A 24,634-nucleotide genomic window follows, 5' to 3' on the forward strand; every position below is an offset into this window, starting at 1 on the left:
TGATCCTTAGCGCGACGTGCCTTCGTTCTTGGCCAGACGCAACAAGAGCAACTTGGAGATCGCCAATACAACCGTGGTGATCAGGAACAGGATCAGACCCAGCTCCAGCAAGGCGGATTTCTGCATGCCACCGGCCTCGTTAAACTCGTTGGCCAAGGCCGACGCAATCGAGTTCGACGGCGAGAACAGCGAACTGGGCAAGTTAAAGGAGTTACCAATCACAAAAGTGACGGCCATGGTTTCACCCAAGGCACGCCCCAAACCCAGCATGATCCCGCCAATGACCCCGTTCTTGGTGAAAGGCAGAACCACACGCCACATCACTTCCCAGGTCGTGCTGCCCAAACCGTAGGCAGACTCTTTGAGCATGGGAGGGACCAGCTCGAACACGTCGCGCATCACGGCCGTAATGAAGGGGATCACCATGATGGACAGAATCAGACCGGCGGTAAACACACCAATCCCGAAGGGAGGGCCCGCAAAGATCTGGCCCAGCACGGGCACCCCATCAAAAAAGGAGATCAGGCTGGGCTGCACATAGCGCTGGAACAGGGGCACGAAAACAAACAAGCCCCACATACCGTAAATAATGGAGGGAATCGCGGCCAGCATTTCAATGGCCGTACCCAGAGGGCGACGCAGCCAGGCAGGCGAGAGCTCCGTCAGGAACATGGCAATCCCGAAAGAGACCGGCACTGCAATACAGAGCGCAATCAGCGAGGTGAGCAAGGTACCGGCAATGGGCACCAATGCGCCATATTCGTTATTGACCGGATCCCAGTTATTCGTCCAGAGAAAAGAGAAACCGTATTCGGCAATGGATTCCCGGCTTCCATAGATCAGGGAAATAGAGATGGCAGCCAGCAATATGAACACGAGAAACGCAAACGAGCGCGTCATGTTCTTGAAAATGCCGTCCATAAAGGCGTTCTGATTTGATTTCATGTAGACAGATGAAGGGTCAGGCCGGAATGGGACAAACGCACTGCAATCGATTTATGGATTCTGTAACAGCCAAGGCACGTTCAGGTCCAGCAAAACGATCAGGGCACGCGCGGTGCGTCCAAGACAAAACCGTAATTTTTACATAATAAAGACGGCACCACCTAGTGGTGGGCCGTCTCGCAAGATCAATTTACAACTGACCTGTATTTGAACACGAATCTTACTTCCAGACCGCAGCGCCGTCTTTGGACTTGATCTCAGCAGCCCAGACCGCTTTGATCTTGTCGGTCACGTCTTTAGGCAAAGCCACGTAATCGAGCTCTTCAGCAGATTTGGCACCGTTCTCGAAGGCCCAGTTAAAGAAGTTCAGCACTTCTTTACCGCTCTCAGGCTTGTCCTGCACCTTGTGCATCAAGATAAAGGTCGCTGCTGTGATAGGCCAGGATTGAGCACCAGGCTCTTCGGTCAAAATCACACCCATGCCAGGCGTACCCGCCCAGTCTGCGTTCGCAGCGGCGGCGGCAAAGCTTTCCTGACCTGGCTGGACGAACTGACCGTCCTTGTTCTTCAACTGAGTCCAGGACAGCTTGTTTTGCTTGGCGTAAGCGTACTCAACATAACCGATCGAGTTCTGCAGTTGACGGACGTAAGCGGCCACGCCTTCATTACCCTTGCCACCTTGACCAGTAGGCCACTTTACCGCCTTGCCTTCACCAACCTGGGATTTCCAGTCTGGAGACACTTTGGACAGGTAGTTGGTCCAACCAAAGGTGGTGCCCGAACCGTCGGAGCGGTGAACCACCACGATGTCCTTGTTAGGCAGGGTCAGCTCGGGGTTCAGCTCTTTGATCGCTGCGTCATCCCACTTGGTGATCTTGGCCAGGTAGATATCGCCCAGTACTTTACCGGACAGTTTCAGTTGGCCAGGCTCAATGCCTTCCACGTTGATCACAGGCACCACACCACCGATCACGGCGGGGAACTGCAACAGGTTTTCTTTTTCCAGCGTCTCGACCTTCATTGGATCGTCCGAAGCGCCGAAATCCACGGTCTTGGCAATAATCTGCTGTTGACCACCACCCGAACCGATCGACTGGTAGTTAACACGGTTGTTCGTTTGTTTGGCGTATTCAGCCGCCCACTTGGCATAAATAGGGTAAGGGAACGACGCACCCGCACCGGTTACGTCTGCAGCTGTGGCAGTGGCCGCAAAAGCGCTGAACGCCAGAGCAATACTTACCTTGTTGAATACACGTTTTAACATCGAGAAATCCTCTTGATGATAGTCAGATGACAGGCCCACCCTGTATGTGAAGACATAGTAAACAGGCTATGTGACATGTTCATGACAGTCTTATTTTTCACACACCACCGAGGCGTTGCATCAAATGCTGATGCAAATTGAACGGTGCACCACGACTTCGGATGCGATTATACGTACCATCCGGACTGGCTTTCCAGGACAACTGGTTATCCCGCAAGGCATAGGTAAAGGCTTCGGCAATGACCCGCCTTTTCAGGCTGCGATCCAGGACCGGCACTCCCAACTCCACCCGACGAAAGAAGTTGCGATCCATCCAGTCTGCCGAGGAGATAAAAACCTCTTCCTGGCCACCATTGTAGAAATAGAAAACACGCGAGTGTTCCAGAAAGCGCCCGATAATCGAACGAACCTGAATATTTTCCGATAGGCCCGGCACTCCAGCCCGCAAGGCGCAAGCACCACGCACAATCAGATCCACCCTGACCCCGGCCTGGCTGGCATCGTACAAGGCCTGAATAATCTTGGGCTCGAGCAAGGAGTTCATCTTGGCCATGATCCGGGCCTTTTGACCCGCTAAAGCACGCTCGGTCTCGGCCTGAATCCGATCCATCATGCTGTCATGCAAAGTAAAGGGTGATTGCAATAGTTGCTTTAACGGTCGCCAGGCTCCCAGGCCCGTCAACATGGAAAACACCTTATCCATGTCCTCGCATACTTCCTGATTAGCAGTCAGCAACCCGAAATCCGTATACAAGCGGGCCGTGCGTGGGTGATAGTTACCAGTGCCCAAATGTCCATAACGGCGAATGACACCGGCTTCACGGCGCAGGACCAACACCATTTTCGCGTGAGTCTTGTGGCCAACCACCCCATAACTGACATGAGCGCCCACCTCTTCCAGCTTGGCCGCCCAGTTGATATTGGTCTGCTCATCAAAACGGGCCATCAGCTCGACAACGACCGTCACTTCCTTGCCAGCCCGCGCTGCCGACAAAAGAATATTCATCAACTCCGAATCCTCACCGGTGCGATAAATGGTCTGTTTGATACCCACCACCGCTGGATCGGCCGCCGCTGCGCGCAAAAAGCTCAAGACCGGTTGAAAAGACTGATAAGGGTGATGCAGCAATTGGTCCTTGCGTGCAATCGTGTCAAAAAACTGAGCAGGTGATTCAAAGGACGAATCAAAAGGGGCAGGAATGGGGGCTCGGTAATCCGCAAACAGCAAGTCAGGGCGATCGGGAACATTGCACAACTGCATCAAACGCGACAAATTCACTGGGCCACTCACCCGATAGGTGTCGGGTGCCTCCAGCGAAAACTCACTTTGCAAAAAGCGTTCCAGACGCTCGGGCATGGAATGGTCGATTTCCAGACGGACAGCGGCACCAAAATTACGTTGAGACAACTCGCCTTGCAAGGCGGCACGCAAATTAGTGACCTCTTCCTCGTCCACAAACAAATCGCTGTTGCGGGTAACACGCCACTGGTAGCACCCCTTCACATCCATACCAGGGAACAACTCCTGCACGAAAACACTGATCAATGAGGTCAGTAGCATGTAACCCTGGGGAATGCCGGCAATATCGTCAGGTACCCGGATCACACGCGGCAAGGCACGCGGTGCCTGCACAATAGCAATCGTGCCGGTACGACCAAAAGCGTCCTCGCCACTGAGTTCAACAATGTAATTCAGGCTTTTGTTGTAGACACGAGGAAAAGGATGGGCCGGGTCCAGGCCAATGGGCGTGAGCAAAGGCATGACATCACGCATAAAGGTTTGGTACGCCCACTCCCGTTGAGCCTGCGTCCAGTGCGCCGTCAACAACAGCCCGATCCCTTCATCCATCAACTTGGGCAATACATCGGCCATCAAGAGCTCGTTCTGTCTATCGATCAACTGATGTGTCGCAGCCTGAACTTTGTCAAAAGCCTGTTGAGGCAAAAACCCATCATCTCCCACCTGATGAGGATTTTGCAAAATCTGTTCTTTCAGGCTGGAAATACGAATTTCAAAAAACTCGTCCAGATTGGAGCTAACAATACAGATATAGCGCAAACGTTCCAGCAAAGGCGTAGTGGAATTTTCGGCCATGGCCAGCACTCGCTCATTGAATTTGAGCAAGGACAACTCACGGTTTAGCAAGGTCGAATCGGGAGAAGGCAGCATGGTGAGATCGTTAAAAAGCCAAAAAAGAAGGATCGTGAGACTTTTACTACATGAATATTACAGTGCGATGACCTGGACGCATGGCTACCCCCCTCACAAGCAGACAGAGCACTTGCACACATCACACCATCGCTGTGGCGAGGTTTTTGATCTAACTTTTCTTAATTTTGCGGTTTATGAAACAAAACCCATGATTAATGTCCTTATAATCGCACAGTAATCATCCCGAGCAATGCCTCATGGAACAACTTCTTGCCGCTGTGGACCTGGGCTCCAACAGCTTTCGTTTATCCATTGGACGAGTCGTTCAGCACAACGGTCATGCCCAGATCTACACCATTGACCGCCTTAATGAATCTGTCCGACTTGCCGCCGGCATGGGCCCGGACAAGTACATCAGTCCCGACGCCATTGAACGCGCTGTCGTCATCCTGAAACGCTTTAACGAACGTCTGGCCGGTTTTCACCCCAATCGCGTTCGTGCCGTGGCCACCAACACCTTTCGAGTGGCACGCAATTTAAGCGAGGTTTTGCCGGCTGCCGAGGCAGCCTTTGGCTTTCCCATCGAGGTCATCTCCGGCCACGAGGAAGCCCGTCTGATTTTCTCCGGCATCAGCAACGAACTGCCCCCCTCCCCCAACCGCCGCTTGATGATTGATATTGGTGGCGGTTCGACTGAAGTGATTATTGGCAAGGGCTTAAAACCCTTGCTGCTGTCCTCTTTGTACATGGGCTGTGTCAGCTATACCGACAAATTCTTTGCCGATGGCGTAATTACCGAAGAGCGCATGAACAATGCAATTCTGACCGCCCGTCGCGAGCTGGAGGGCATTACGCGCCAGTACCGCAAGACAGGCTGGCAAGAAGCCTATGGCTCCTCCGGTACCGCCAAGGGTCTGGTTGCTATCTTGCAAGAGAATGGCATGTCCAAAAAGGGCATTACCCTGGAAGGCATGGAGCTTTTGCGCAAACGCCTGGTACACGATGGCAAGGTAGACATGCGCAACCTGAGCGGTATCAAGCCTCATCGCGCGCCGGTGCTGGCAGCCGGTCTGGCCATTATGATGGCCGCCTTCCAGGAGCTGAAAATTCGCCAGATGTTGCCCGGTGAAGGCGCTTTGCGAGTAGGGGTGCTCTACGACATGCTGGGTCGAGAGTCCGAGCACGATCAGCGCGACCAGACGGTGCAGCAAATGATGAAACGCTATCAGGTCGATACGCGCCAGTCGCATCGTGTGCACGACGCTGCCATGCAGTTCTTCGGACAACTGAAGCTGCCCGATACGCCAGAGGTACAGGAGTTGCAACGTCAACTGGGTTGGGCCGCTGATCTGCACGAAGTAGGCCTGAGCATTGCCCATGCGGATTACCACAAGCACACCGCTTATGTGCTGGAACATGCCGATATGCCCGGCTTTTCCAATGACGATCAGATGTTGCTCAGCTTCCTTAGCCTGGGTCATCAAGGCAAGCTGGGCAAGCTCAAACGCTTTGAAAGCAATAACACCTGGTGGCTGACATTATTGAGCCTGCGCTTGGCGGTCATGTTGATGCGCCGCCGTGAAGACAGAGAAACCTTACCGCTAAGCCTGCGGACTCGTGGAAAAACCGTCCAGATTCAGCTGGACCATGAGTGGATGGCCAGCCATCCCCTGACCCAGGCCTCTTTGCTGGCCGAAGTACAGGCCTGGCAAAGTGATATCAATGATCTGAGCCTGGAGCTGGTCTGAACAGGACGCGCTAAGAGTGTAGAGGCTGGGTGGGCTGTCGAACAACAATACACCCGGCCTGTAGCTGCTCTGGCCCAGGCTGACAGACGCTCGGACGGGCGTGTGACTCACACTGACTGGCCAAGCAATAAATGGGCTGAGCGATACCCAGCAAAGCCACAAGCCAAGCCAAGCCAAACCAAGCAGATCATCAAAACCTAAAAAACCCCCGAAAGTTGGATTGCTATCCAACTTTCGGGGGTTCTTTTTATTCACAGGCCCTATTCAGGCCCGACTTGATCCGGCCTGAGCAGTACGCAATCAGACCAGGCCAAAGTGGCGTTTATAGCGTTCGTCCATGGCCTCCAGATCCAGCAAGACAGGAAAGTCTGCCGTATTGAAATCCGGATCCCAGGCTGGCGCTCCACAAATCGTGGCACCCAGCTTCAGGTAGCCTTTGATCAGCGGCGGGATACGCGCTGGCAAATCGCTGTTCAGTCGTTCAACCGGATAGCGATTCAAAGGCTGCACATGCGGGATATGCTTGTTGTCCTGCATGGACTTTTGGGCCACACGCCAGACCTCGGCGGCTGTGACCCCATCATCGCGCAGGCTGACGCTGGCGCAACCCAGAAGGTAGCGATAACCACCGACACGCGTCAGAGCAGCAATACCGCCCCACAGCATCATGATGGCTGAACCAGTACGATAGTCGGGATGGATGCAGGAACGCCCCACTTCGACCATGCTGGGACGCAGCACATCCAGGGCACTGATATCAAACTCAGATTCCGAATAATAACCACCCGCTTTACTTGCGTTTTCAGGGGTCAGCAAGCGGTAGGTCCCTACAACCCGGTTCTCCCCGGGCTCGGTAACCATGAAATGCTCGCACCAGGGGTCAAAGCGGTCTATATCCAGACCATTATGCTGGTCTGGAAAGACGGCGTTCATTTCCTGGGTGAAAACCTGAAAACGCAAGCGCTGAAGGCATTCGAGTTCTGCCTGGGTACGAGCCAGACGCAAGGCCAAGCCTCCAACAGTATGCCCTGCCCAAGTATTTCCCCAATCCACTTCAGTACGTTCGCGCTCAAGATTTAGCATCGTGATGACTCCAAACACTTTTATGCATCATGCACAAACAATGTTTCAGGTATTTGATAGCCACATTACTATTTCATTAAATCCACTGCAAGCAAGGTATCAATACCGGCTTGAGCCAGATCGGCTTGCTCGGCCTCTACCATCAAGCGCAGCTTGGGTTCAGTCCCCGATGCGCGAATAAGCACCCGGCCACGGTCACCCAACATTTTCTCCACGTCACGGGTTGCCTGTTGCAAACCTGCATGGTTTTTCCAGTCCTGGCCCGGCTGCAACGGCACGTTGACCATAATTTGTGGGTACATCTTCAAGCCTTCCGTCAGTTCTGGCAGGCTTTTACCGCTATGGCACAGGGCAGTCAGCACTTGCAGGGCGGCAATAATGCCGTCGCCTGTCGTGTGCCAATCCAGGCACAGCAGGTGACCCGAGCTTTCACCACCAAAGACCCAGCCTTTTTGCTGCATCAATTCCAGCACGTAGCGATCACCCACTTTGGCACGCGCAAATTCCACGCCCAATTCCTGCATTTTCTTCTCAAAGCCCAGGTTGGTCATCAAGGTGCCAACCACGCCTTTGACAGGCTGAGACTGCAGATGATCCGCAACAATTAGATACAATAGTTCGTCACCATTGTAGATGCGTCCCTGGGCATCAACCATTTGCAGGCGGTCCGCATCCCCATCCAGAGCGATACCCAAATCGGCACTGTGCTTGCGCACTTCCTCAGCCAACTTCTCCGGATAGGTCGCACCCACTTCCTGATTGATGTTGAAACCATCAGGCTGCACACCCACGGCAATGACCTCTGCACCCAGCTCACGGAACACATGTGGGGCAATATTGTAGGCAGCGCCATGAGCCGCATCCACCACGATCTTGAGCCCATTCAGGTTCAGGTCGTTCGGGAAGGCACTCTTGCAAAACTCAATGTAACGACCAGCCGAGTCGGCCAGGCGACGGGCACGGCCCAGGGACTCGGACTTCACCCAATGCATGGGCTGGTCAATGGCCTGCTCAATTTTCAGCTCAATCTCGTCAGGCAGCTTGGTGCCCTGTGCGGAGAAAAACTTGATACCGTTGTCGTAATACGGGTTGTGCGAGGCAGAGATCACGATACCGGCCGTCAGGCGCAAGGTGCGCGTCAGATATGCCACAGCAGGCGTAGGCACAGGGCCAGCCAGCAACACGTCAATCCCCGCAGCCGACAAGCCGGCTTCCAGCGCCGATTCCAGCATATAGCCGGAAATACGGGTGTCCTTGCCAATCACTACGGTAGGACGGCCCGTTCCTTCATATTGGGCAGCCAGAACTTGACCGGCAGCGTACCCTAAGCGCAGGGCGAACTCGGGGTTAATGGTCGGGCCACCTACTTCACCACGGACACCATCGGTGCCGAAATATTTACGATCGCTCATTCAGAGACTCCACATTCAACCGCGTTCCACACATCCAGCGCTTCGCGCGTGGCGGCGACATCATGGACGCGCACAATTTTTGCTCCCCGTGCCACACAGGCAAGGGCTGCCGATAGACTGCCAATCAAACGCTCACTGGCGGGTTTTCCCGTGACATGGCCAATCATGGATTTACGCGACAAACCAATAAGCCAGGGGTAACCGGGCACTGCCGCCTGCTGCAAATCCCGTAGTAACTGATAGTTATGTGCCGCTGTTTTACCGAAGCCAAAACCGGGATCCAGCATGATACGCTCGGATTGAATGCCTGCGCTGACTATGGCCTCACATCGTTGTTGCAAAAAATGACGTACATCAACGACCACGTTGTCATAGTGAACCTGTTCTTGCATGGTTTTGGGCTCGCCTTGCATATGCATGATACACAGGCCGCAATCGGAGTCCTTGACCGCTTCTATGGCGCCGGGCATGCGCAAAGCATAAATGTCATTGATCATGTCCGCGCCGGCCGCCAGGCTGGCACGCATGACGTCGGGCTTGAATGTATCCACCGACAAGGCCACACCACTGTCGCGCAAGCCTTCAATCAGAGGGATAACGCGCTCGAGCTCTTGTTCCAGGGAAACGGGTTCGGCACCAGGGCGAGTCGATTCGCCACCAATGTCCAGAATGTCTGCGCCCTCGGCGATTAACTGACGGGCGTGGTCCAGCGCCCGAGGCAAGTCATTATGAGCATTGCCGTCATAAAAGGAGTCTGGGGTGACATTCACAATCCCCATAACCAAAGGGCGCTCCAGCCCAAACTGGAAGCGCCCACAAGACCACTCAGGGTAATTCATGAAATAGGCTTGGCCTACGTAAGTTAAGCAACTGGCGTTGTCGCCGCGGCACCCTCGTCATCGGCTGGTTTAGGACCAGCGGCTGGCGGCGTAGAACCGTCGGAGGAATTGCTGTCATTGCTGTTGGGCACATGAGGAGCCCGTGGTGGCAAACCTTTCATGATGTCGTCGATCTGGTCGGCATCAATGGTTTCCCACTCCAGCAAGGCCTTGGCCATAGCATGCATCTTGTCGCTATTGTCCTCGATCAGCTTGCGGGCAACGGCGTACTGCTCGTCGATAATCTTGCGAATCTCGGAGTCCACTTTCTGCATGGTGGCTTCGGACACGTGCGTTGTCTTGGTAACGCTGCGGCCCAGAAAGACCTCGCCTTCATTCTCGGCGTAGACAACAGGCCCCAGGGAGTCTGTCATGCCGTAGCGAGTCACGATGTCACGAGCAATTTGCGTTGCACGTTCAAAGTCGTTCGATGCGCCTGTGGTCATCTGATTCATGAACACTTCTTCAGCGATACGGCCACCGAACAGAACCGCAATCATGTTCAGCAAGCGCTCTTTGTCCATGCTGTAGCGATCGCCTTCAGGCAATTGCATGGTGACACCCAAAGCACGACCACGAGGGATGATAGTGACTTTGTGAACCGGGTCCGTCTTGGGCAGCATGCAAGCTACCAAGGCGTGACCGGCTTCGTGATAAGCAGTGTTGCGACGCTCTTCCTCGGGCATGATCATGGTGCGGCGTTCTGCACCCATGATGATCTTGTCCTTGGCACGCTCAAAGTCTTGCATATCCACAGTGCGACCATTACGGCGCGCGGCGAACAAGGCAGCTTCGTTAACCAGGTTGGCCAGATCAGCGCCAGAGAAACCCGGTGTACCACGAGCCAGCACCACGGCGTCCACGTTGGAGGCCAAAGGCACTTTGCGCATGTGTACTTTCAAAATCTGCTCGCGACCACGAATGTCAGGCAAGCCAACAACGACTTGACGGTCGAAACGGCCAGGACGCAGCAAAGCGGGATCCAGTACGTCAGGACGGTTGGTAGCAGCAATAACCAATACCCCTTGGCCGGTTTCAAAACCGTCCATTTCGACCAGCAACTGGTTCAGGGTCTGTTCGCGTTCGTCGTTACCACCGCCCAGACCTGCGCCACGCTGACGGCCCACAGCATCGATTTCGTCGATAAAGATGATGCAAGGCGATTGCTTCTTGGCTGTCTCGAACATGTCACGCACACGCGATGCGCCCACACCTACAAACATTTCCACGAAGTCGGAACCGGAAATACTGAAGAAAGGCACTTTGGCCTCGCCTGCAATGGCACGTGCCAGCAAGGTTTTACCAGTACCAGGCGAACCGACCATCAAGATGCCACGCGGGATACGACCACCCAGACGCTGGAAGCGGGTGGGATCACGCAGAAAATCCACCAGCTCCTGCACATCTTCCTTGGCTTCATCGCAGCCAGCCACATCCGCAAAAGTAACAGGATTGGTATTTTCGTCCAGCAAGCGCGCACGCGATTTGCCAAAACTGAATGCCCCACCCTTACCACCACCTTGCATCTGACGCATGAAGAACACCCAAACGCCAATCAAAAGCAGCATGGGGAACCAGGAGATGAACAGACTGGTCAGAAAAGAGGGCTCTTCGCGGGCTTTGCCCGATACCTGCACACCGGATTTCACCAGCTCAGGCACCATCCACAGGTCACCGGGGGACGTCAGCGTGTAGCTGCGGCCAGAGTCCGGCGTGACATGCAGGGTATCGCCCTGAATATCTACCTTGCTGATGCGACCAGAACGGGCATCATTCATGAATTGCGTATAAGTGACGCCATCAGTGGCTGGTGGCCGGCCGTCAAACTGCTTGAAAACAGTAAACAGCACCAGCGCAATAACCATCCAGATCGCGACTTTGGAAAACGAATTGTTCAAAGCCAATCTCCTGCGATTGCGATAACTTGCCAAATACGCTTACACGTACCTGAACAAGCGCCATACATAGTTCATTCTACCCGATTCGAGGGCCAGCAAGTCATAAATTACCTGCCCTTCAAGCCTCGGGCAACGAGAAAGGTTTCGGCGGATTTATCGCGCGAAGCCTTGGGTTTACGCTCGACGACTCTGACAAAATTCTGCTTGAAAGATTCCACGATCTGGGAAAACCCGCTGCCATGGAAGGCTTTGACGATCAGCACACCTTCATCGGTCAGATGCTGCAGGGCAAATTCCTGTGCCAGCTCGCATAAATGCTGGATGCGGGCGGAATCGGCCGATGCCACACCCGACAAGTTGGGGGCCATATCTGAAATCACAAGGTCTACAGCTGCACCCTTCAAGGAATCTTGCAATTGCTCCAGTACCGAGTCCTCGCGAAAATCGCCTTGCATGAACTCTACCCCGGCAATTGGTTCCATTTCCAATATGTCCAGTGCGATAATGCGACCATTGAGCACGCCACCGGGGCCGACCATGCGCTCACGTATCAGCTGCGACCAACTGCCCGGTGTAGACCCCAAGTCCACCACCACCTTGCCCTGAACCTGAATCTTCTCCAGATCCAATATTTCACTGAGTTTGAAGGCCGCGCGCGCGCGATACCCCTTTTGTTGCGCCAATTTGACGTAAGGGTCATTTATATGCTGCTGAACCCACTCTTTAGAGAATTTTTTCTTGGCCATTCCCGTACAATCTCTTTATGCCAAAACTCAACCTTACACCTCATGAGCGCAGCGAACTTCGTGCTGCTGCTCACGCTCTGCGCCCAGTTGTCCTGATTGGAGACAATGGCCTGACCGACGCCGTGATCAAAGAGATCACCGTCCACCTGCAGGCCCACCAGCTCATCAAGATCCGTGTGGCCGGTGATGACCGTCAGGCTCGTCTGACCATGTTAGAACAAATCTGCGATGCGCTCGATGCTGCCCCTATTCATCATCTGGGCAAAATCCTGACCATCTACAGACCCAATATTGAACGCCCCCCTGTTTTGGGAGCGCCTGTAGAAAAACCAACCCGTGCGGTGCGTAAACCCTCGGAGCCCTATACGCCCAAGAAACTGGCCGCTTCCGGTGTCCAGCGGACTCGCGGCACAGAGCGTGCCCGCCGTGCAGAAATGAAAGCTGAACGCAGCAGCACCCAGGAGAAAAAAGCCTCGGCCGCACCGCGCAGCGTTCAAAAGTTCTCGACGGGCAAACCGGCTGCTGCGCCTCGTAGCAATACCAACCGTCCTGGCAGTGCCATGTCCTTGCGGGCTGGCGCACGTCGCGGACTGGGTGGTTCGGGCAAACGCTAAACTGCCGTAAATTATAAGGCCCCCGCACGATGTACAGGGGCCTTTCTTTTGCGCGCTTGACGGAGCAGCAGAACAAGTCTGCTGCTCAAGGCAAGATCACACGTAGTTGACCGTCAGAATTTCGTATTCACGAATACCGGCGGGCGCCTTGACCTCGACCACATCCCCTTCTGTCTTGCCAATCAAGGCACGAGCCACAGGACTGGAAATGGAGATCTTGTTGGCGCGAATGTCGGCCTCCACATCGCCGACGATCTGGTAAGTCACGGTATTGCCGGACTCCAGGTCCTCGATCTCGACGGTTGCACCAAACACGATGCGGCCATCAGCTTCCAGCGTGGCCGGTTCGATAATCTGGGCATTGGACAAAGTGCCTTCCAGCTCGGCAATGCGGCCTTCGATAAAGCCCTGACGCTCACGCGCAGCATCGTACTCGGCGTTTTCGGACAAATCGCCTTGTGCTCGCGCCTCGGCGATAGCGTTAATTACATCTGGGCGTTCCACCGTCTTGAGGCGGTGTAATTCAACTTGCAAACGTTGTGCGCCCTGCGCAGTCAATGGGATCGCAGACATAGTATTCCTGCTTAACAAGTAAAAGACGCTCCGTAGCGGGAGCGCCTGGAAGATAGGGGGATAACGATGATGGGACAAACAATCAAACAGGTTGAATCGGCCGACTTGAAAGTCCTGCTGACCCTACAGCGCACATTCAAACACACTGCTCAAGCCAAACCTGCCGGCTGCCCCAATATGGCTTTTCCGACACAGTGAAATTCTGTGGCAGAAAAAAACCCCGCGAAGAACCGGGGTGTGAGAGCTATTGTCGGCAAACTGCCTGAAAATAGCAAGCCCCTGGAACTCCTGTGCATAAAAACAGAAGTCGGCAGGGGCGGCTGTTTACAACAAGCTGCCGCACAGCAACTGGCGAAGGAACAATCCCCTTGTCCAGCCCGAGCCAGCATGGATCAACATTGGGACGACTACACCATGTTCTGGCGACGGCCTCGCAGCAAAGCGTGCAGCAAAATAGCACCAAAGGTGGCACAACCGATACCATCCAGACGGATAACACCGAACTGCAAGGAGAAGTTACCAGCCCCCAGAATCAAGGTGACGGCCGCGACCAGCAAATTACGGTTGTCGCTGAAATCCACCTGATTCACCACCCAGATACGCGCACCAGCAATGGTAATCAAACCAAATACGACGATGGACATGCCACCGAGCACAGGGCCGGGGATGGACTGGATGACGGCGCCGAACTTGGGCGAGAAGCCCAGGAAAATGGCGATCACCGCCGCAAAGGCAAACACCAGCGTGGAGTAGATGCGGGTAGCGGCCATCACGCCGATATTTTCAGCATAGGTTGTCACGCCGGTACCACCTACCGAGCCAGACAGCATGGTGGCCACGCCATCACCCACAAAGGCACGACCCAGATAACCATCCAGGTCCTGACCGGTCATGGCACTAACCGCCTTGATGTGCCCCAGGTTCTCGGCCACCAGAATAATGGCGACCGGCACAATCACCGTCATGGCGTGGGCCTGGAATACAGGGGCGGAAAAACTGGGCAGCCCCAACCAGGCGGCTTGAGCAACAGGAGCAAAGTTGATCGCCGTGCCGTAGCCCATCACATTGGTAAATACCCAATACAGCACGCAGGCCAAAGCCAGACCCACCAGAATCAACAGGCGCTGGGCAAGCCCACGGGTATAGACCGCAATACCACCCACACACAACACGGTCATCAAGGCCATCATGGAATCGAAGGTGCCGCTCCCCATGGCGCCCTTGGCAGCGATGGGTGCCAGATTCAGGCCAATCACCGCCACGATCGATCCGGTGACAACAGGAGGCATCCAGTGGTTGATCAAACGCGCTGCTCCACCCTGAGTGCGGGCATTGAATACCCAGACCAGAACACCGATCAAGGTGTAGACCAGACCGCAGATAATAATGGCCCCCAAGGCCACACCGATATTGGGATTGGGGCCACTGCCGGCATAGCCGGTAACGGCAATCACACCACCGATAAATGCAAAGCTGGAACCCAGGTAGCTGGGAACCCGGCCACCGACAAACACAAAGAAAATCAGCGTACCAATACCGGACATCAAGATGGCCAGATTGGGATCAAAGCCCATCAACAAAGGGGCCAGAATGGTGGAGCCAAACATGGCCACCACGTGCTGAGCACCCATGGCAATGTTTTGCGGCGTGGCCAAACACTCGTCGGGCTGCACGACCGCACCGGGTTCGCTGCCGGATACACGGCGCCAACGCGGAAAGTAAGACTGAGACATAGAGGGTTCCAGAGAAGGAAGAAAGAAATACAGCGCAATTCGTTATACGTTGGCCCAGCACACCTGCAAGAGACTGGCCGATTCGTTGAGGCATGATTTTAAACGTGAAAGCCTCAACAAGGCACCTGAAAATAAGGCGGTAAGCGGTAAACCCCAACATAGAGCTGGCAGGTGAACATGCCCAAACGCCTTTGAGCCTCGATGTTCGTGTTATATGCGATATATACCCAGTCTATCTGCCTGCGCTTGACTGGCCCATTACAATAGACAATCAGCCTGCCTTTGGCAGTCCGATTCCCTAGCAGAGTGATTACACCAGCATGAGTACGTCTATTTGTCTGATCCGCCACGGTGAAACCGCCTGGAATGCCGTACGCCGTTTACAAGGCTGGCAGGATATAGAACTGAACGAGACCGGCCGCGAACAGGCCCGTGCCCTGCAAAACTACCTGAGGTCCCCGGCGTTTTGCCTGCCTGTGGACGCCGTCATCAGCAGTGATCTACAACGCGCCTCGGAGACGGCGGCGATTGCCTGTCAGCACTGGGAGATTGAAATTCAGCAAATCCGAGGACTGCGCGAGCGCGGCTTTGGCACACTGGAAGGCCAGGCCTGGGATGCAGTAGGCCGCCATGGCCCGGATCAGCCCGACGATAGCGTCGATATCGACTACGCCGTGGAAGGGGGCGAATCGCTACGCCAGTTTCAAACTCGGGTACTGGGATGTTTTGAAGGACTGGCCCAGGCGCATGCTGGCAAGAGCCTGCTGGTGTTTGCACATGGTGGCGTTATTGATATGGTCTGGCGCAAGCTGAACCAGCAGGCACTCGGTGCCAAGCGTACTCACGCAATTCTGAATACCAGCCTGAATTTCTTCAACATTGATGCAGACTTAAACTGGAGCTGTACCTTGTGGGGCCAGTTGCCGCATCTGGACACGGCACTGGACGAGCAAACCTAAACCATGCATCGCCATGATCAGGCTGGTATCTGCAGATCGGATCAGCTGCAGCGTTCGATAAACCAGCCTGAGACTTGTGCGGAGTCCTGTCCGCCTGACTCACCTCATCAGTTCCTGACAGTGTCTCCAGCGCCACGCCCGCAAGCTTTATCCTTACGATAGCGACGGCCCTATACCAAGAAGAGCCACAGGCACTCTTGCGGTTGCGGTTGCGGTTGCGGTTGCGGTTGCGGTTGCGGCCAGAAGCATAGCCACGCTGAAGCCAACAAGGACTTCAAAAATCAGCTACAGGGGCAATGATCAACTTTTTTTATTAAGTCGCGGCTTGCGCGGCGCCCGACGAGCCAGACGGTCATACAGCCAATTAGGCAAAAGACGCATCAGGCGCGAGACAAGTCCCATCTGCCACGGAATGACTCGATAGGATACGCCCTGCTCGATGGTCTTGCGGGCTTTGCGGGCAAAGTCCTCAGCAGGCATCAAAAACGGCATGGAGTAAGGATTATGCGCCGTCATGGCCGTGCGGATATAGCCGGGGGTAATGGTGACAACAGATACCCCGTGCACAGACAGTTCCAGTCGCAGGCTCTCGCAATAGGCAATGACAGCCGCCTTGGAGCTGCTATAAGCTCCCGCACCAGGCAGGCCACGAATACCCGCCACGCTGGCAATACCCACCAAGGTCCCCTTCCCTGCGGCTTTCATGGTGCCGATAAAGGGTTCAAAGGTCGCCACCATGGCCAGCAGATTCGTATCCACAATGGCTTTGAAAACCGCGAAATCCTCGGCTTCCTCCGTCAAGGTGCCCGCGCTGATCCCCGCACTGGCAATAACCACATCAATCTTTTGCCCAGTGAACTGTAAAAAGTCCTGAGCGGCCAGATGCAAAGCGTCCCTGTCACGCACATCCGCCACATAAATACGGTGCTCTCCGGGCAAGCTGTCGGCCAGCGCCTGGAGTTCTTCCTGACGTCTCCCCAGCAAACCCAGGCAGGCACCTTGAGCCGCGTACTCCTGGGCCAGCGCTTTACCTAAACCGCTGCTGGCACCCGTAATAAAGACCGTTTGCATCTCTGGCTGCGCCCGATTATTACAGGAAGATCAAGGCAGCAATACCCAGCACCAGCAGCCATTTAAGGATGTAGTACAGGGTTTCGTTCTTTTTCTTGATGGCCTTGCCGAAACGACGTACCGCGTAGACTGTACCAAAAATACGGTTGATACCGCCGGTACGGTCGCCTTCCTGGTTCGGAGCGGCAGCAGCACGCAATAAGAAACCACCCACGGCGTGGTTTATGGCTTGTGCCCAGCGATAACGCATGGGACGCTCTACGTCCGCAAACAAAATAATACGGTTCTGATCCGTTTTGTTTTCAGCGTAGTGAATAAAGGTTTCATCAAACACCACGGCTTCACCGTCACGCCAGTGATATCTCTGGCCGTCCACTTCGATATAGCAATCCGGGCTATTGGGCGTCATCAAGCCCATATGAAAGCGCAGCGAACCCGCGTAAGGGTCGCGGTGGCGCGGCAAACGGGCACCCGGCGGCAAAGAGGTGAACATCGCTGCCTTGATCGACGGAATATCCTTGAGCAGGCGAGTCGTCACCGGGCACAGCTCACGCGCCGAAGGGTGGTCGGCGTCATACCACTTCAGGTAAAAACGCGTCCAGCCGGTTTTGAAAAAAGAGTTAAAGCCCGCATCGTTGTACTTGTCAGAGGCCTTGATATGGCCTTCACCAAATAGCTGCTCGGCCTCGGCACGGATTTCGTCGCAGTGCTCGAGCAACTTGTTTAGCTCGGGAAAGTGTTTCAAATCCAGATACGGCTCATTGGGCACTGCCGAAAAACCATACATGAAGACATTCAAAGGGGCCGTGAACGTGGAATGGTCCAGCAACTGGCGGGAAAAGCGGTGCCTGACTCGACCCCTGAAGTGCACAATAACCGTGCACACAATGAACAAGGCAAGAATGAACCATTTCACGACATGATCTCCAAAGAAGAAAACTTCTGCGCTGTGCTGGCCTTGGCCTGCGTGCTGCCCCATGGCCTTGTCTGATACACGAATAAAAAAAGGCGCACCTTAACGGTGCGCCTTTCTGACATGGAGCGACTTAGTGTTTCGCCAGCAGAGCGTGCAGCTCTTGAAGCGCGTAAACCTTCAAGCCATCACCATGACGCAAATACTGCAGGCCTTGTACAGCCGCTACCGCACCAGCAATGGTGGTGTAGTAGGCCAGATTGGCAGCCAGCGCATGTGTACGGATTGTACGCGAATCAACGATCGCGTTGCGACGCTCTTCAACCGTATTGATGACCAGGGAAACCTCGCCGTTCTTGATCATGTCCACAATGTGCGGACGACCTTCGGTAACCTTGTTCACCACTTGAACAGCCAAACCGGCCTGTTCGATGGCGCTGGCAGTACCACGGGTGGCGACAACCTTGAAGCCCAGCGAGATCAGGCCGCGAGCCACTTCCACCGCTTGCGGTTTATCCTGGGCGCGCACACTGATGAAGGCCAAGCCCCCTTCGGGCAGGGTCACGCTGGCAGCCATCTGCGACTTCACAAAGGCTTCAGCAAACGAGGTGCCCACACCCATGACTTCGCCGGTGGACTTCATTTCTGGTCCCAGAATCGTATCCACACCCGGGAACTTCACGAAGGGGAATACGGCCTCTTTCACGCTGTAGTAAGACGGCGTGACTTCTTCGGTAATACCCTGCTCGGCCAAAGTCTGACCTGCCATGGCACGAGCGGCAATCTTGGCCAGTTGCAAACCGGTTGCCTTGGACACGAACGGCACGGTACGCGAAGCACGTGGGTTCACCTCCAGCACGTAGACATCGCCGTCCTGAATGGCGAACTGCACGTTCATCAAGCCCTTCACATTCAAAGCTTTGGCCATGAGTGCGGTCTGACGCTTGATTTCAACCACGGTTTCGTCGCTGAGCGAGTAAGGAGGCAAGCTACAAGCGGAGTCACCGGAGTGAACACCTGCCTGCTCGATGTGTTGCATCACACCGCCCACAAAGACGCGTTCGCCATCGGCCAGGCAGTCCACGTCCACTTCCGTGGCGTTGTTCAGGAAGTGATCCAGCAACACAGGCGAGTCATTGCTGACCTTGACCGCTTCGCGCATGTAGCGCTCCAGGTCTTGCTGTTCGTGCACGATTTCCATGGCACGGCCACCGAGCACGTAGCTTGGGCGCACCACCAGGGGGTAACCAATTTCGGCAGCCAGAGCGATCGCTTCGCCTTCGGTGCGAGCGGTACGGTTTGGCGGCTGACGCAAGCCCAGCTTGTTCAGCAGTTTCTGGAAACGCTCGCGGTCTTCAGCCACGTCAATGGACTCAGGGCTGGTACCGATGATCGGTACACCATTGGCTTCCAGAGCACGTGCCAATTTCAAAGGCGTCTGGCCACCGTACTGAACGATGGTGCCCACTGGTTTTTCGATGTGGACGATTTCCAGGACGTCTTCCAGCGTCAGAGGCTCGAAGTACAGACGGTCGGAGGTGTCGTAGTCGGTCGACACGGTTTCAGGATTGCAGTTGACCATGATGGTTTCGTAACCATCTTCGCGCAATGCCAACGCAGCGTGCACGCAGCAGTAGTCAAACTCGATACCCTGACCAATACGGTTAGGGCCACCACCCAGAACAATGATCTTCTTCTTGTCCGTAGGATTGGATTCGCACTCTTCCTCGTAGGTCGAGTACATGTAAGCCGTATCGGTGGAGAATTCAGCCGCGCACGTATCCACGCGCTTGTAGACAGGGCGAACATTCAACTGGTGACGCAGTTTGCGCACTTCCGATTCCACGGTATCCAGCAGGAAAGCCAGACGGCGGTCGGAGAAACCACGGCGCTTCAGACCAAACAAGGTGTCGCGGTCCAGATCGGCCAGCGTCTTTTGTTCCAGAGCCAGCTCGATGTCCACGATCTCTTTGATCTGAGCCAGGAACCAGGGGTCGATCTTGGTCAGGTTGTGAACTTCGTCCAGGCTCAAGCCTTGAGCGAAGGCATCGCCCACGTACCAGATACGCTCTGGGCCAGGCTCGCCCAACTCGACCTGCAGTTTTTCGCGGTCGGTGGTTTTCTGGTTCAGACCATCCACACCCACTTCCAGACCACGCAGGGCTTTCTGGAAGGACTCCTGGAAAGTGCGGCCAATGGCCATCACTTCCCCCACGGACTTCATCTGGGTGGTCAGACGCGAGTCGGCCTGAGGGAATTTTTCGAAAGCGAAACGTGGCACTTTGGTAACCACGTAGTCGATGGTGGGCTCGAACGACGCGGGGGTAGCACCGCCGGTAATTTCGTTCAGCAGCTCGTCCAGGGTGTAACCCACGGCCAGACGCGCAGCGATCTTGGCGATAGGAAAACCGGTGGCTTTGGAAGCCAGTGCCGAGGAACGGGACACACGTGGGTTCATTTCAATAACGATCATGCGACCGTTATCGGGGTTCACTGCGAACTGCACGTTCGACCCACCCGTATCCACACCGATTTCGCGCAGTACGGCGATCGATGCATTACGCATGATCTGGTATTCGCGGTCGGTCAGGGTTTGGGCAGGAGCCACGGTGATGGAGTCACCGGTGTGCACACCCATGGGGTCCAGATTCTCAATGGAGCACACAATGATGCAGTTGTCGGCGCGGTCACGCACCACTTCCATTTCGAACTCTTTCCAGCCCAGCAGGGATTCTTCAATCAGCAGCTCGTTGGTGGGCGATGCTTCCAGACCACGGCGGCAGATCGTTTCAAACTCTTCCGGGTTGTAGGCAATACCACCACCCGTACCGCCCAGCGTAAAGCTGGGACGAATAACGACGGGGAAACCGGCTGTGCCGATTTCTTCAGCAATACGCTTTTGAACCGCCCAGGCCTCGTCCATGGAGTGAGCCACGCCGGACTTGGCGGACTCCAGACCGATGGAGGTCATGGCGTCTTTGAACTTCAGGCGGTCTTCAGCTTTTTCGATAGCGGCAGCATTAGCACCGATCAGCTCAACACCATATTTTTCCAGCACGCCATGCTTGGCCAGATCCAAAGCGCAGTTCAGCGCCGTTTGGCCGCCCATGGTGGGCAAGAGCGCATCAGGACGCTCTTTTTCAATGATCTTCTCGACAGCTTGCCAGGTGATGGGCTCGATGTAGGTGACATCAGCCGTATCTGGGTCCGTCATGATGGTGGCCGGGTTGCTGTTGACCAGCACAGTCCGGTAACCCTCGGCCTTCAGGGCTTTACATGCCTGGGCTCCCGAGTAGTCGAATTCGCAAGCCTGACCAATGATGATCGGGCCGGCGCCAATGATAAGAATGCTTTTTAAGTCTGAACGCTTTGGCATAGTGCGGTTTATTTATTGGCCTGGTGAGCAGCCATCAGGCTGATGAATTTGTCGAACAGCGAGGCAATATCGCGCGGGCCGGGAGTCGCTTCAGGGTGACCCTGGAAGCAAAACGCGGGGCGATCTGTCAACTCGAAGCCTTGCAGGCTCTGGTCGAACAAAGAAATGTGCGTGACCTTGGCATTGGCTGGCAAGGTGGCGGCATCGACCGCAAAGCCGTGATTCTGGCTGGTGATGAACACGCGGCCACTAGCCAGTTCCTGCACAGGATGGTTGGCACCGTGGTGACCGTTTTTCATCTTCAAGGTCTGTGCACCAACGGCCAGGCCCATGATCTGATGACCCAGGCAAATACCAAACACAGGCAGCTTGCGCTCCAGCAAGCCCTTGCAGGCTTCGATGGCGTAATCGCAAGGCTCTGGATCGCCAGGGCCGTTGGACAGGAACACACCATCGGGCTCGTAAGCCAGTACATCGGCCAGTGGCGTTTGCGCCGGCACGACGGTCACTTTGCAGCCACGGTCTGCCATCAAACGCAAGATGTTGGCTTTTACGCCAAAGTCGTAGGCCACCACATGGAAGCGGTCTGTTGCAGGCTTCCCAAAGCCTTGGCCCAGTTCCCACGAACCTTCGGTCCAATTGTAGGTTTGGTCGGTGGTAACCACTTTGGCCAGATCCTGACCTTTCAGGCCAGGGAAAGAGCGGGCCAGTTCCAGTGCTCGTTCGGCATCATCACCCACCAGAATGCAAGCACCCATGGAGCCTTTCTCACGCAAAATGCGAGTCAGCTTGCGGGTGTCGATACCGGAGATAGCCACAACGCCCTGATCTTTCAGGTAGTCAGGCAAGGACTGGGTGGAGCGGAAGTTGGACAGGCGGGCGGGACAATCGCGAATGACAAGCCCGGCAGCGTGGGCCTTGTTGGATTCGGAGTCCTCTGGATTGACACCGGTATTACCGATGTGCGGATAGGTAAGCGTAACAATTTGACCGCTGTAGCTTGGGTCTGTCAGGATTTCCTGATAGCCCGTCATGGCTGTATTGAAAACGATCTCAGCAACACAGTGCCCCTCGGCACCGATTGATACCCCTTTGAATAGGGTTCCATCCGCCAGGGCTAGGACGGCACTAGTGATAGTGCGGGACTCCTCAGGAAATAAAGACGGCAGCACGTTAAAAACCCCGGATTCTGAAATTAATATTAAACCTTCTAATTATATGCTCAAACGAGGTTTTTCCGGTAGTTTATCGGTAGTAACACTGAAACCAGGCACGAAAACTTGGAAAATCGACTACAGTAATCGATTGGTTTGATGGCTTTGCGATGGACTAGTAACAGACATGACTACTCAGCTTGACTCTCTGCGCCAGTGCACAACCGTAGTGGCCGACACAGGCGATTTTGAAGCGATGCGCGCGTATCGCCCTACCGATGCAACAACCAATCCTTCCCTGATTTTAAAGGCTGTCCAGCAGGCGGCCTATCGGCCTTTGCTTGACCGTGTCATCACCGACCACCCTCATGCCAGCCTGGCTGAAACCAGCGATCTGCTGCTGGTCGCCTTTGGTCGACAAATTCTGGATATTGTGCCGGGCCGCGTCTCTACCGAAGTCGATGCCCGCCTGTCCTTTGATGCCCTGGCCAGCGTCGAGCGCGCCCGCCATATCATCCAGCATTACGAAAAAGCCGGTATCGCCCGCGAACGCGTGCTGATCAAACTAGCCAGCACCTGGGAAGGCATCCAAGCTGCCCGTACATTGCAGGCCGAAGGCATCAACTGCAACCTGACCCTCTTGTTCTGCCTGCCGCAAGCCATTGCCTGCGCCCAGGCCAAAGTCACCCTGATCTCGCCCTTTGTGGGCCGCATCTACGACTGGTTCAAGAAAACTGCCGGCCAGGAATGGGACGAGAGCGCCAACCAGGGCGAGAACGACCCCGGTGTGCGCTCGGTACGCAGCATTTACGAATACTACAAAACCTATGACATCCCCACAGAGATCATGGGTGCCAGCTTTCGCAATGTCGGCCAGATCAAGGCGCTGGCCGGTTGCGATCTACTGACCATCAGCCCCGAACTGCTGGGCCAGTTGGATGCAGCCCAAGGCGAGGTCCCGGCCATGCTGGATGTGGCACGTGCCAAGGCGGTTGCCCCTGAATGGCGTGCCAGCAACGAAATCACCTTCCGCACCGACCTGAACCAGGACGCGATGGCCACTGAAAAGCTGGCCGAAGGCATCCGTCAGTTCACCACGGACGGTATCAAACTGGATGCCCTGATTCAACAGGCGCGCCAGCAGGCCTGACAAGCCGCCAGGTCCGATTCAGTAAAACAGGCCGCCTATCTTGCGGCCTGTTTTACTATCTATTAAGCACCTAATCGTTTGCTGGCCTTCTCTTTGCTGGGAATGAACGGACAAAAAAACCGGCTCCTGTTTCAGGAGCCGGTTTTCTTAACACTTGAGCCAAGCAGCAATCAGAGCTTTTCCGTACCGCCACCTTGTGGCCGCCAAGCCAGCAGGCGGTCTTCAAACACACTGACCAGACCGTCCAGGATCAGCGCAAAGACGGTCAGCACCACAATACCGGCGAACACCGTATTCACATCCAGCGTGCCCTCTGCCTGCAGGATCAGATAACCGACCCCACTGGCTGAGCCCAGGTATTCACCCACCACGGCACCCACAAAGGCCAGACCGACCGAGGTGTGCAAGCTGGAAAATACCCAGCTAGTGGCCGAAGGAATGTAGACATGGCGCAGCAGTTGACGACGGCTGGCACCCAGCATGCGGGCATTGTCCAGCAGTGTGGTGCTGACTTCACGCACACCTTGGTACACGTTGAAGAACACGATAAAGAACACCAGCGTCACCGCCAGAGCTACTTTGGACCAGATACCCAGACCGAACCACATGCCGAAAATCGGCGCCAGAATGACGCGCGGCATGGAGTTGGCAGCGGTCAGATACGGGTCCAGCAAGGCCGCCGCACGGGGCGAGAGCCCCAGCCACAGACCGCAAGCCAGACCAGCAATCGTACCAATGGCAAAAGCCAGCAGTGTTTCGCTCAAGGTCACGCCCAGGTGCAGGTAAATATCACCGTTGGTGACAAACCAGGCCCAGATCACCTTGACCACTTCCAGTGGCTGCCCAAAGAAGAAGGCCACTTTGGGGTCCAGCGTGAAGAAATGCCATGCGGCCAGAATGACGATGAGCAGCGAGATTTGCCAGCCGCGCAGGGCCAGCTTGGATTGAGTAATAGATTTAGACAT

The 24,634-nt window shown here is 55.2% G+C and carries 19 protein-coding genes; 4 read left to right on the forward strand and 15 right to left on the reverse strand.

What is annotated here, in order from left to right:
• Nucleotides 1-6: 6 nt before the first annotated feature.
• From pstC to ppk1, 3 genes are all read right to left on the reverse strand, one after another.
• Nucleotides 7-945 (reverse strand): phosphate ABC transporter permease subunit PstC, encoded by a 939-nt coding sequence (gene pstC, locus CA948_RS10650; protein ID WP_094195842.1) that lies wholly within the window; start codon nucleotides 943-945, stop codon nucleotides 7-9.
• 220 nt (nucleotides 946-1,165) lie between these two features.
• Entirely contained in the window at nucleotides 1,166-2,209 is a 1,044-nt protein-coding gene (gene pstS / locus CA948_RS10655; RefSeq protein WP_108727991.1) for a phosphate ABC transporter substrate-binding protein PstS, read from the reverse strand.
• Nucleotides 2,210-2,306: 97 nt separating this feature from the next.
• On the reverse strand, nucleotides 2,307-4,379 hold the full coding sequence (gene ppk1, locus CA948_RS10660; RefSeq protein WP_094195840.1) for a polyphosphate kinase 1: 2,073 nt from the start codon (nucleotides 4,377-4,379) through the stop codon (nucleotides 2,307-2,309).
• 239 nt (nucleotides 4,380-4,618) lie between these two features.
• Between ppk1 and CA948_RS10665 the strand changes: the two genes are divergently transcribed.
• Nucleotides 4,619-6,109, forward strand: coding sequence for a Ppx/GppA phosphatase family protein (locus CA948_RS10665; RefSeq protein ID WP_094195839.1), 1,491 nt, complete (start codon nucleotides 4,619-4,621; stop codon nucleotides 6,107-6,109).
• 300 nt (nucleotides 6,110-6,409) lie between these two features.
• Here the strand turns inward: CA948_RS10665 and CA948_RS10670 are convergent, their stop codons facing one another.
• The 5 genes from CA948_RS10670 to CA948_RS10690 form a co-directional block, all read right to left on the reverse strand.
• The gene (locus tag CA948_RS10670) at nucleotides 6,410-7,192 is read right to left on the reverse strand and encodes a GNAT family N-acetyltransferase (protein WP_094195838.1); all 783 of its coding nucleotides are present in this window, start codon (nucleotides 7,190-7,192) and stop codon (nucleotides 6,410-6,412) included.
• 68 nt (nucleotides 7,193-7,260) lie between these two features.
• Nucleotides 7,261-8,604: a phosphoglucosamine mutase gene (gene glmM / locus CA948_RS10675; protein WP_108727992.1), complete on the reverse strand. Its 1,344-nt coding sequence runs from the start codon at nucleotides 8,602-8,604 to the stop codon at nucleotides 7,261-7,263.
• On the reverse strand, nucleotides 8,601-9,443 hold the full coding sequence (folP, locus tag CA948_RS10680) for a dihydropteroate synthase (RefSeq protein ID WP_162496907.1): 843 nt from the start codon (nucleotides 9,441-9,443) through the stop codon (nucleotides 8,601-8,603). Before folP ends, glmM begins: the two co-directional genes overlap by 4 nt.
• Nucleotides 9,444-9,466: 23 nt before the next feature.
• Nucleotides 9,467-11,380, reverse strand: coding sequence for an ATP-dependent zinc metalloprotease FtsH (gene ftsH / locus CA948_RS10685; protein WP_094195836.1), 1,914 nt, complete (start codon nucleotides 11,378-11,380; stop codon nucleotides 9,467-9,469).
• 107 nt (nucleotides 11,381-11,487) lie between these two features.
• Entirely contained in the window at nucleotides 11,488-12,126 is a 639-nt protein-coding gene (locus CA948_RS10690) for an RlmE family RNA methyltransferase (RefSeq protein WP_094195835.1), read from the reverse strand.
• Nucleotides 12,127-12,143: 17 nt separating this feature from the next.
• Here CA948_RS10690 and CA948_RS10695 point away from each other — a divergent pair, with 17 nt between their 5' ends.
• Nucleotides 12,144-12,740, forward strand: a complete 597-nt coding sequence (locus CA948_RS10695; RefSeq protein WP_094195834.1) for a YhbY family RNA-binding protein — start codon at nucleotides 12,144-12,146, stop codon at nucleotides 12,738-12,740.
• A 96-nt stretch (nucleotides 12,741-12,836) separates the two neighbouring features.
• Here the strand turns inward: CA948_RS10695 and greA are convergent, their stop codons facing one another.
• Nucleotides 12,837-13,313, reverse strand: coding sequence for a transcription elongation factor GreA (greA, locus tag CA948_RS10700; RefSeq protein WP_094195833.1), 477 nt, complete (start codon nucleotides 13,311-13,313; stop codon nucleotides 12,837-12,839).
• 407 nt (nucleotides 13,314-13,720) lie between these two features.
• Complete coding sequence (locus tag CA948_RS10705; protein WP_094195832.1) at nucleotides 13,721-15,046, reverse strand: solute carrier family 23 protein; 1,326 nt, start codon at nucleotides 15,044-15,046, stop codon at nucleotides 13,721-13,723.
• 320 nt (nucleotides 15,047-15,366) lie between these two features.
• On the opposite strand from CA948_RS10705, the gene CA948_RS10710 reads away from it, so the two are divergent.
• Nucleotides 15,367-16,005, forward strand: a complete 639-nt coding sequence (locus tag CA948_RS10710) for a histidine phosphatase family protein (protein ID WP_108727993.1) — start codon at nucleotides 15,367-15,369, stop codon at nucleotides 16,003-16,005.
• A 300-nt stretch (nucleotides 16,006-16,305) separates the two neighbouring features.
• Here CA948_RS10710 and CA948_RS10715 read toward each other — a convergent pair whose 3' ends face one another.
• The 4 genes from CA948_RS10715 to carA form a co-directional block, all read right to left on the reverse strand.
• Nucleotides 16,306-17,076, reverse strand: coding sequence for an SDR family oxidoreductase (locus tag CA948_RS10715; RefSeq protein WP_108727994.1), 771 nt, complete (start codon nucleotides 17,074-17,076; stop codon nucleotides 16,306-16,308).
• A 19-nt stretch (nucleotides 17,077-17,095) separates the two neighbouring features.
• The gene (gene lpxO, locus CA948_RS10720; protein WP_108728747.1) at nucleotides 17,096-17,992 is read right to left on the reverse strand and encodes a lipid A hydroxylase LpxO; all 897 of its coding nucleotides are present in this window, start codon (nucleotides 17,990-17,992) and stop codon (nucleotides 17,096-17,098) included.
• Between the two features lie 130 nt (nucleotides 17,993-18,122).
• Nucleotides 18,123-21,365: a carbamoyl-phosphate synthase large subunit gene (gene carB, locus CA948_RS10725; protein ID WP_108727995.1), complete on the reverse strand. Its 3,243-nt coding sequence runs from the start codon at nucleotides 21,363-21,365 to the stop codon at nucleotides 18,123-18,125.
• An 8-nt stretch (nucleotides 21,366-21,373) separates the two neighbouring features.
• Entirely contained in the window at nucleotides 21,374-22,537 is a 1,164-nt protein-coding gene (gene carA / locus CA948_RS10730) for a glutamine-hydrolyzing carbamoyl-phosphate synthase small subunit (protein WP_162496908.1), read from the reverse strand.
• Nucleotides 22,538-22,706: 169 nt separating this feature from the next.
• Between carA and tal the strand changes: the two genes are divergently transcribed.
• The gene (tal, locus tag CA948_RS10735; RefSeq protein ID WP_108727996.1) at nucleotides 22,707-23,669 is read left to right on the forward strand and encodes a transaldolase; all 963 of its coding nucleotides are present in this window, start codon (nucleotides 22,707-22,709) and stop codon (nucleotides 23,667-23,669) included.
• Nucleotides 23,670-23,839: 170 nt separating this feature from the next.
• Here tal and CA948_RS10740 read toward each other — a convergent pair whose 3' ends face one another.
• Nucleotides 23,840-24,634, reverse strand: coding sequence for an ABC transporter permease (locus CA948_RS10740; RefSeq protein WP_094198271.1), 795 nt, complete (start codon nucleotides 24,632-24,634; stop codon nucleotides 23,840-23,842).

This window comes from Alcaligenes aquatilis, from assembly GCF_003076515.1.
Classification (GTDB): domain Bacteria; phylum Pseudomonadota; class Gammaproteobacteria; order Burkholderiales; family Burkholderiaceae_B; genus Alcaligenes; species Alcaligenes aquatilis.

What these genes read in the sequence shown, in the direction of transcription:
- glmM (WP_108727992.1), bottom strand. Translation starts at nt 8,604, where the DNA reads ATGAGCGATCGTAAATATTTCGGCACCGATGGTGTCCGTGGTGAAGTA.
- greA (WP_094195833.1), bottom strand. Translation starts at nt 13,313, where the DNA reads ATGTCTGCGATCCCATTGACTGCGCAGGGCGCACAACGTTTGCAAGTT.
- CA948_RS10705 (WP_094195832.1), bottom strand. Translation starts at nt 15,046, where the DNA reads ATGTCTCAGTCTTACTTTCCGCGTTGGCGCCGTGTATCCGGCAGCGAA.
- CA948_RS10710 (WP_108727993.1), top strand. Translation starts at nt 15,367, where the DNA reads ATGAGTACGTCTATTTGTCTGATCCGCCACGGTGAAACCGCCTGGAAT.
- tal (WP_108727996.1), top strand. Translation starts at nt 22,707, where the DNA reads ATGACTACTCAGCTTGACTCTCTGCGCCAGTGCACAACCGTAGTGGCC.
- CA948_RS10690 (WP_094195835.1), bottom strand. Translation starts at nt 12,126, where the DNA reads ATGGCCAAGAAAAAATTCTCTAAAGAGTGGGTTCAGCAGCATATAAAT.
- CA948_RS10670 (WP_094195838.1), bottom strand. Translation starts at nt 7,192, where the DNA reads ATGCTAAATCTTGAGCGCGAACGTACTGAAGTGGATTGGGGAAATACT.
- ppk1 (WP_094195840.1), bottom strand. Translation starts at nt 4,379, where the DNA reads ATGCTGCCTTCTCCCGATTCGACCTTGCTAAACCGTGAGTTGTCCTTG.
- CA948_RS10695 (WP_094195834.1), top strand. Translation starts at nt 12,144, where the DNA reads ATGCCAAAACTCAACCTTACACCTCATGAGCGCAGCGAACTTCGTGCT.
- pstS (WP_108727991.1), bottom strand. Translation starts at nt 2,209, where the DNA reads ATGTTAAAACGTGTATTCAACAAGGTAAGTATTGCTCTGGCGTTCAGC.
- CA948_RS10740 (WP_094198271.1), bottom strand. Translation starts at nt 24,634, where the DNA reads ATGTCTAAATCTATTACTCAATCCAAGCTGGCCCTGCGCGGCTGGCAA.
- folP (WP_162496907.1), bottom strand. Translation starts at nt 9,443, where the DNA reads ATGAATTACCCTGAGTGGTCTTGTGGGCGCTTCCAGTTTGGGCTGGAG.
- CA948_RS10715 (WP_108727994.1), bottom strand. Translation starts at nt 17,076, where the DNA reads ATGCAAACGGTCTTTATTACGGGTGCCAGCAGCGGTTTAGGTAAAGCG.
- CA948_RS10665 (WP_094195839.1), top strand. Translation starts at nt 4,619, where the DNA reads ATGGAACAACTTCTTGCCGCTGTGGACCTGGGCTCCAACAGCTTTCGT.
- pstC (WP_094195842.1), bottom strand. Translation starts at nt 945, where the DNA reads ATGAAATCAAATCAGAACGCCTTTATGGACGGCATTTTCAAGAACATG.
- carB (WP_108727995.1), bottom strand. Translation starts at nt 21,365, where the DNA reads ATGCCAAAGCGTTCAGACTTAAAAAGCATTCTTATCATTGGCGCCGGC.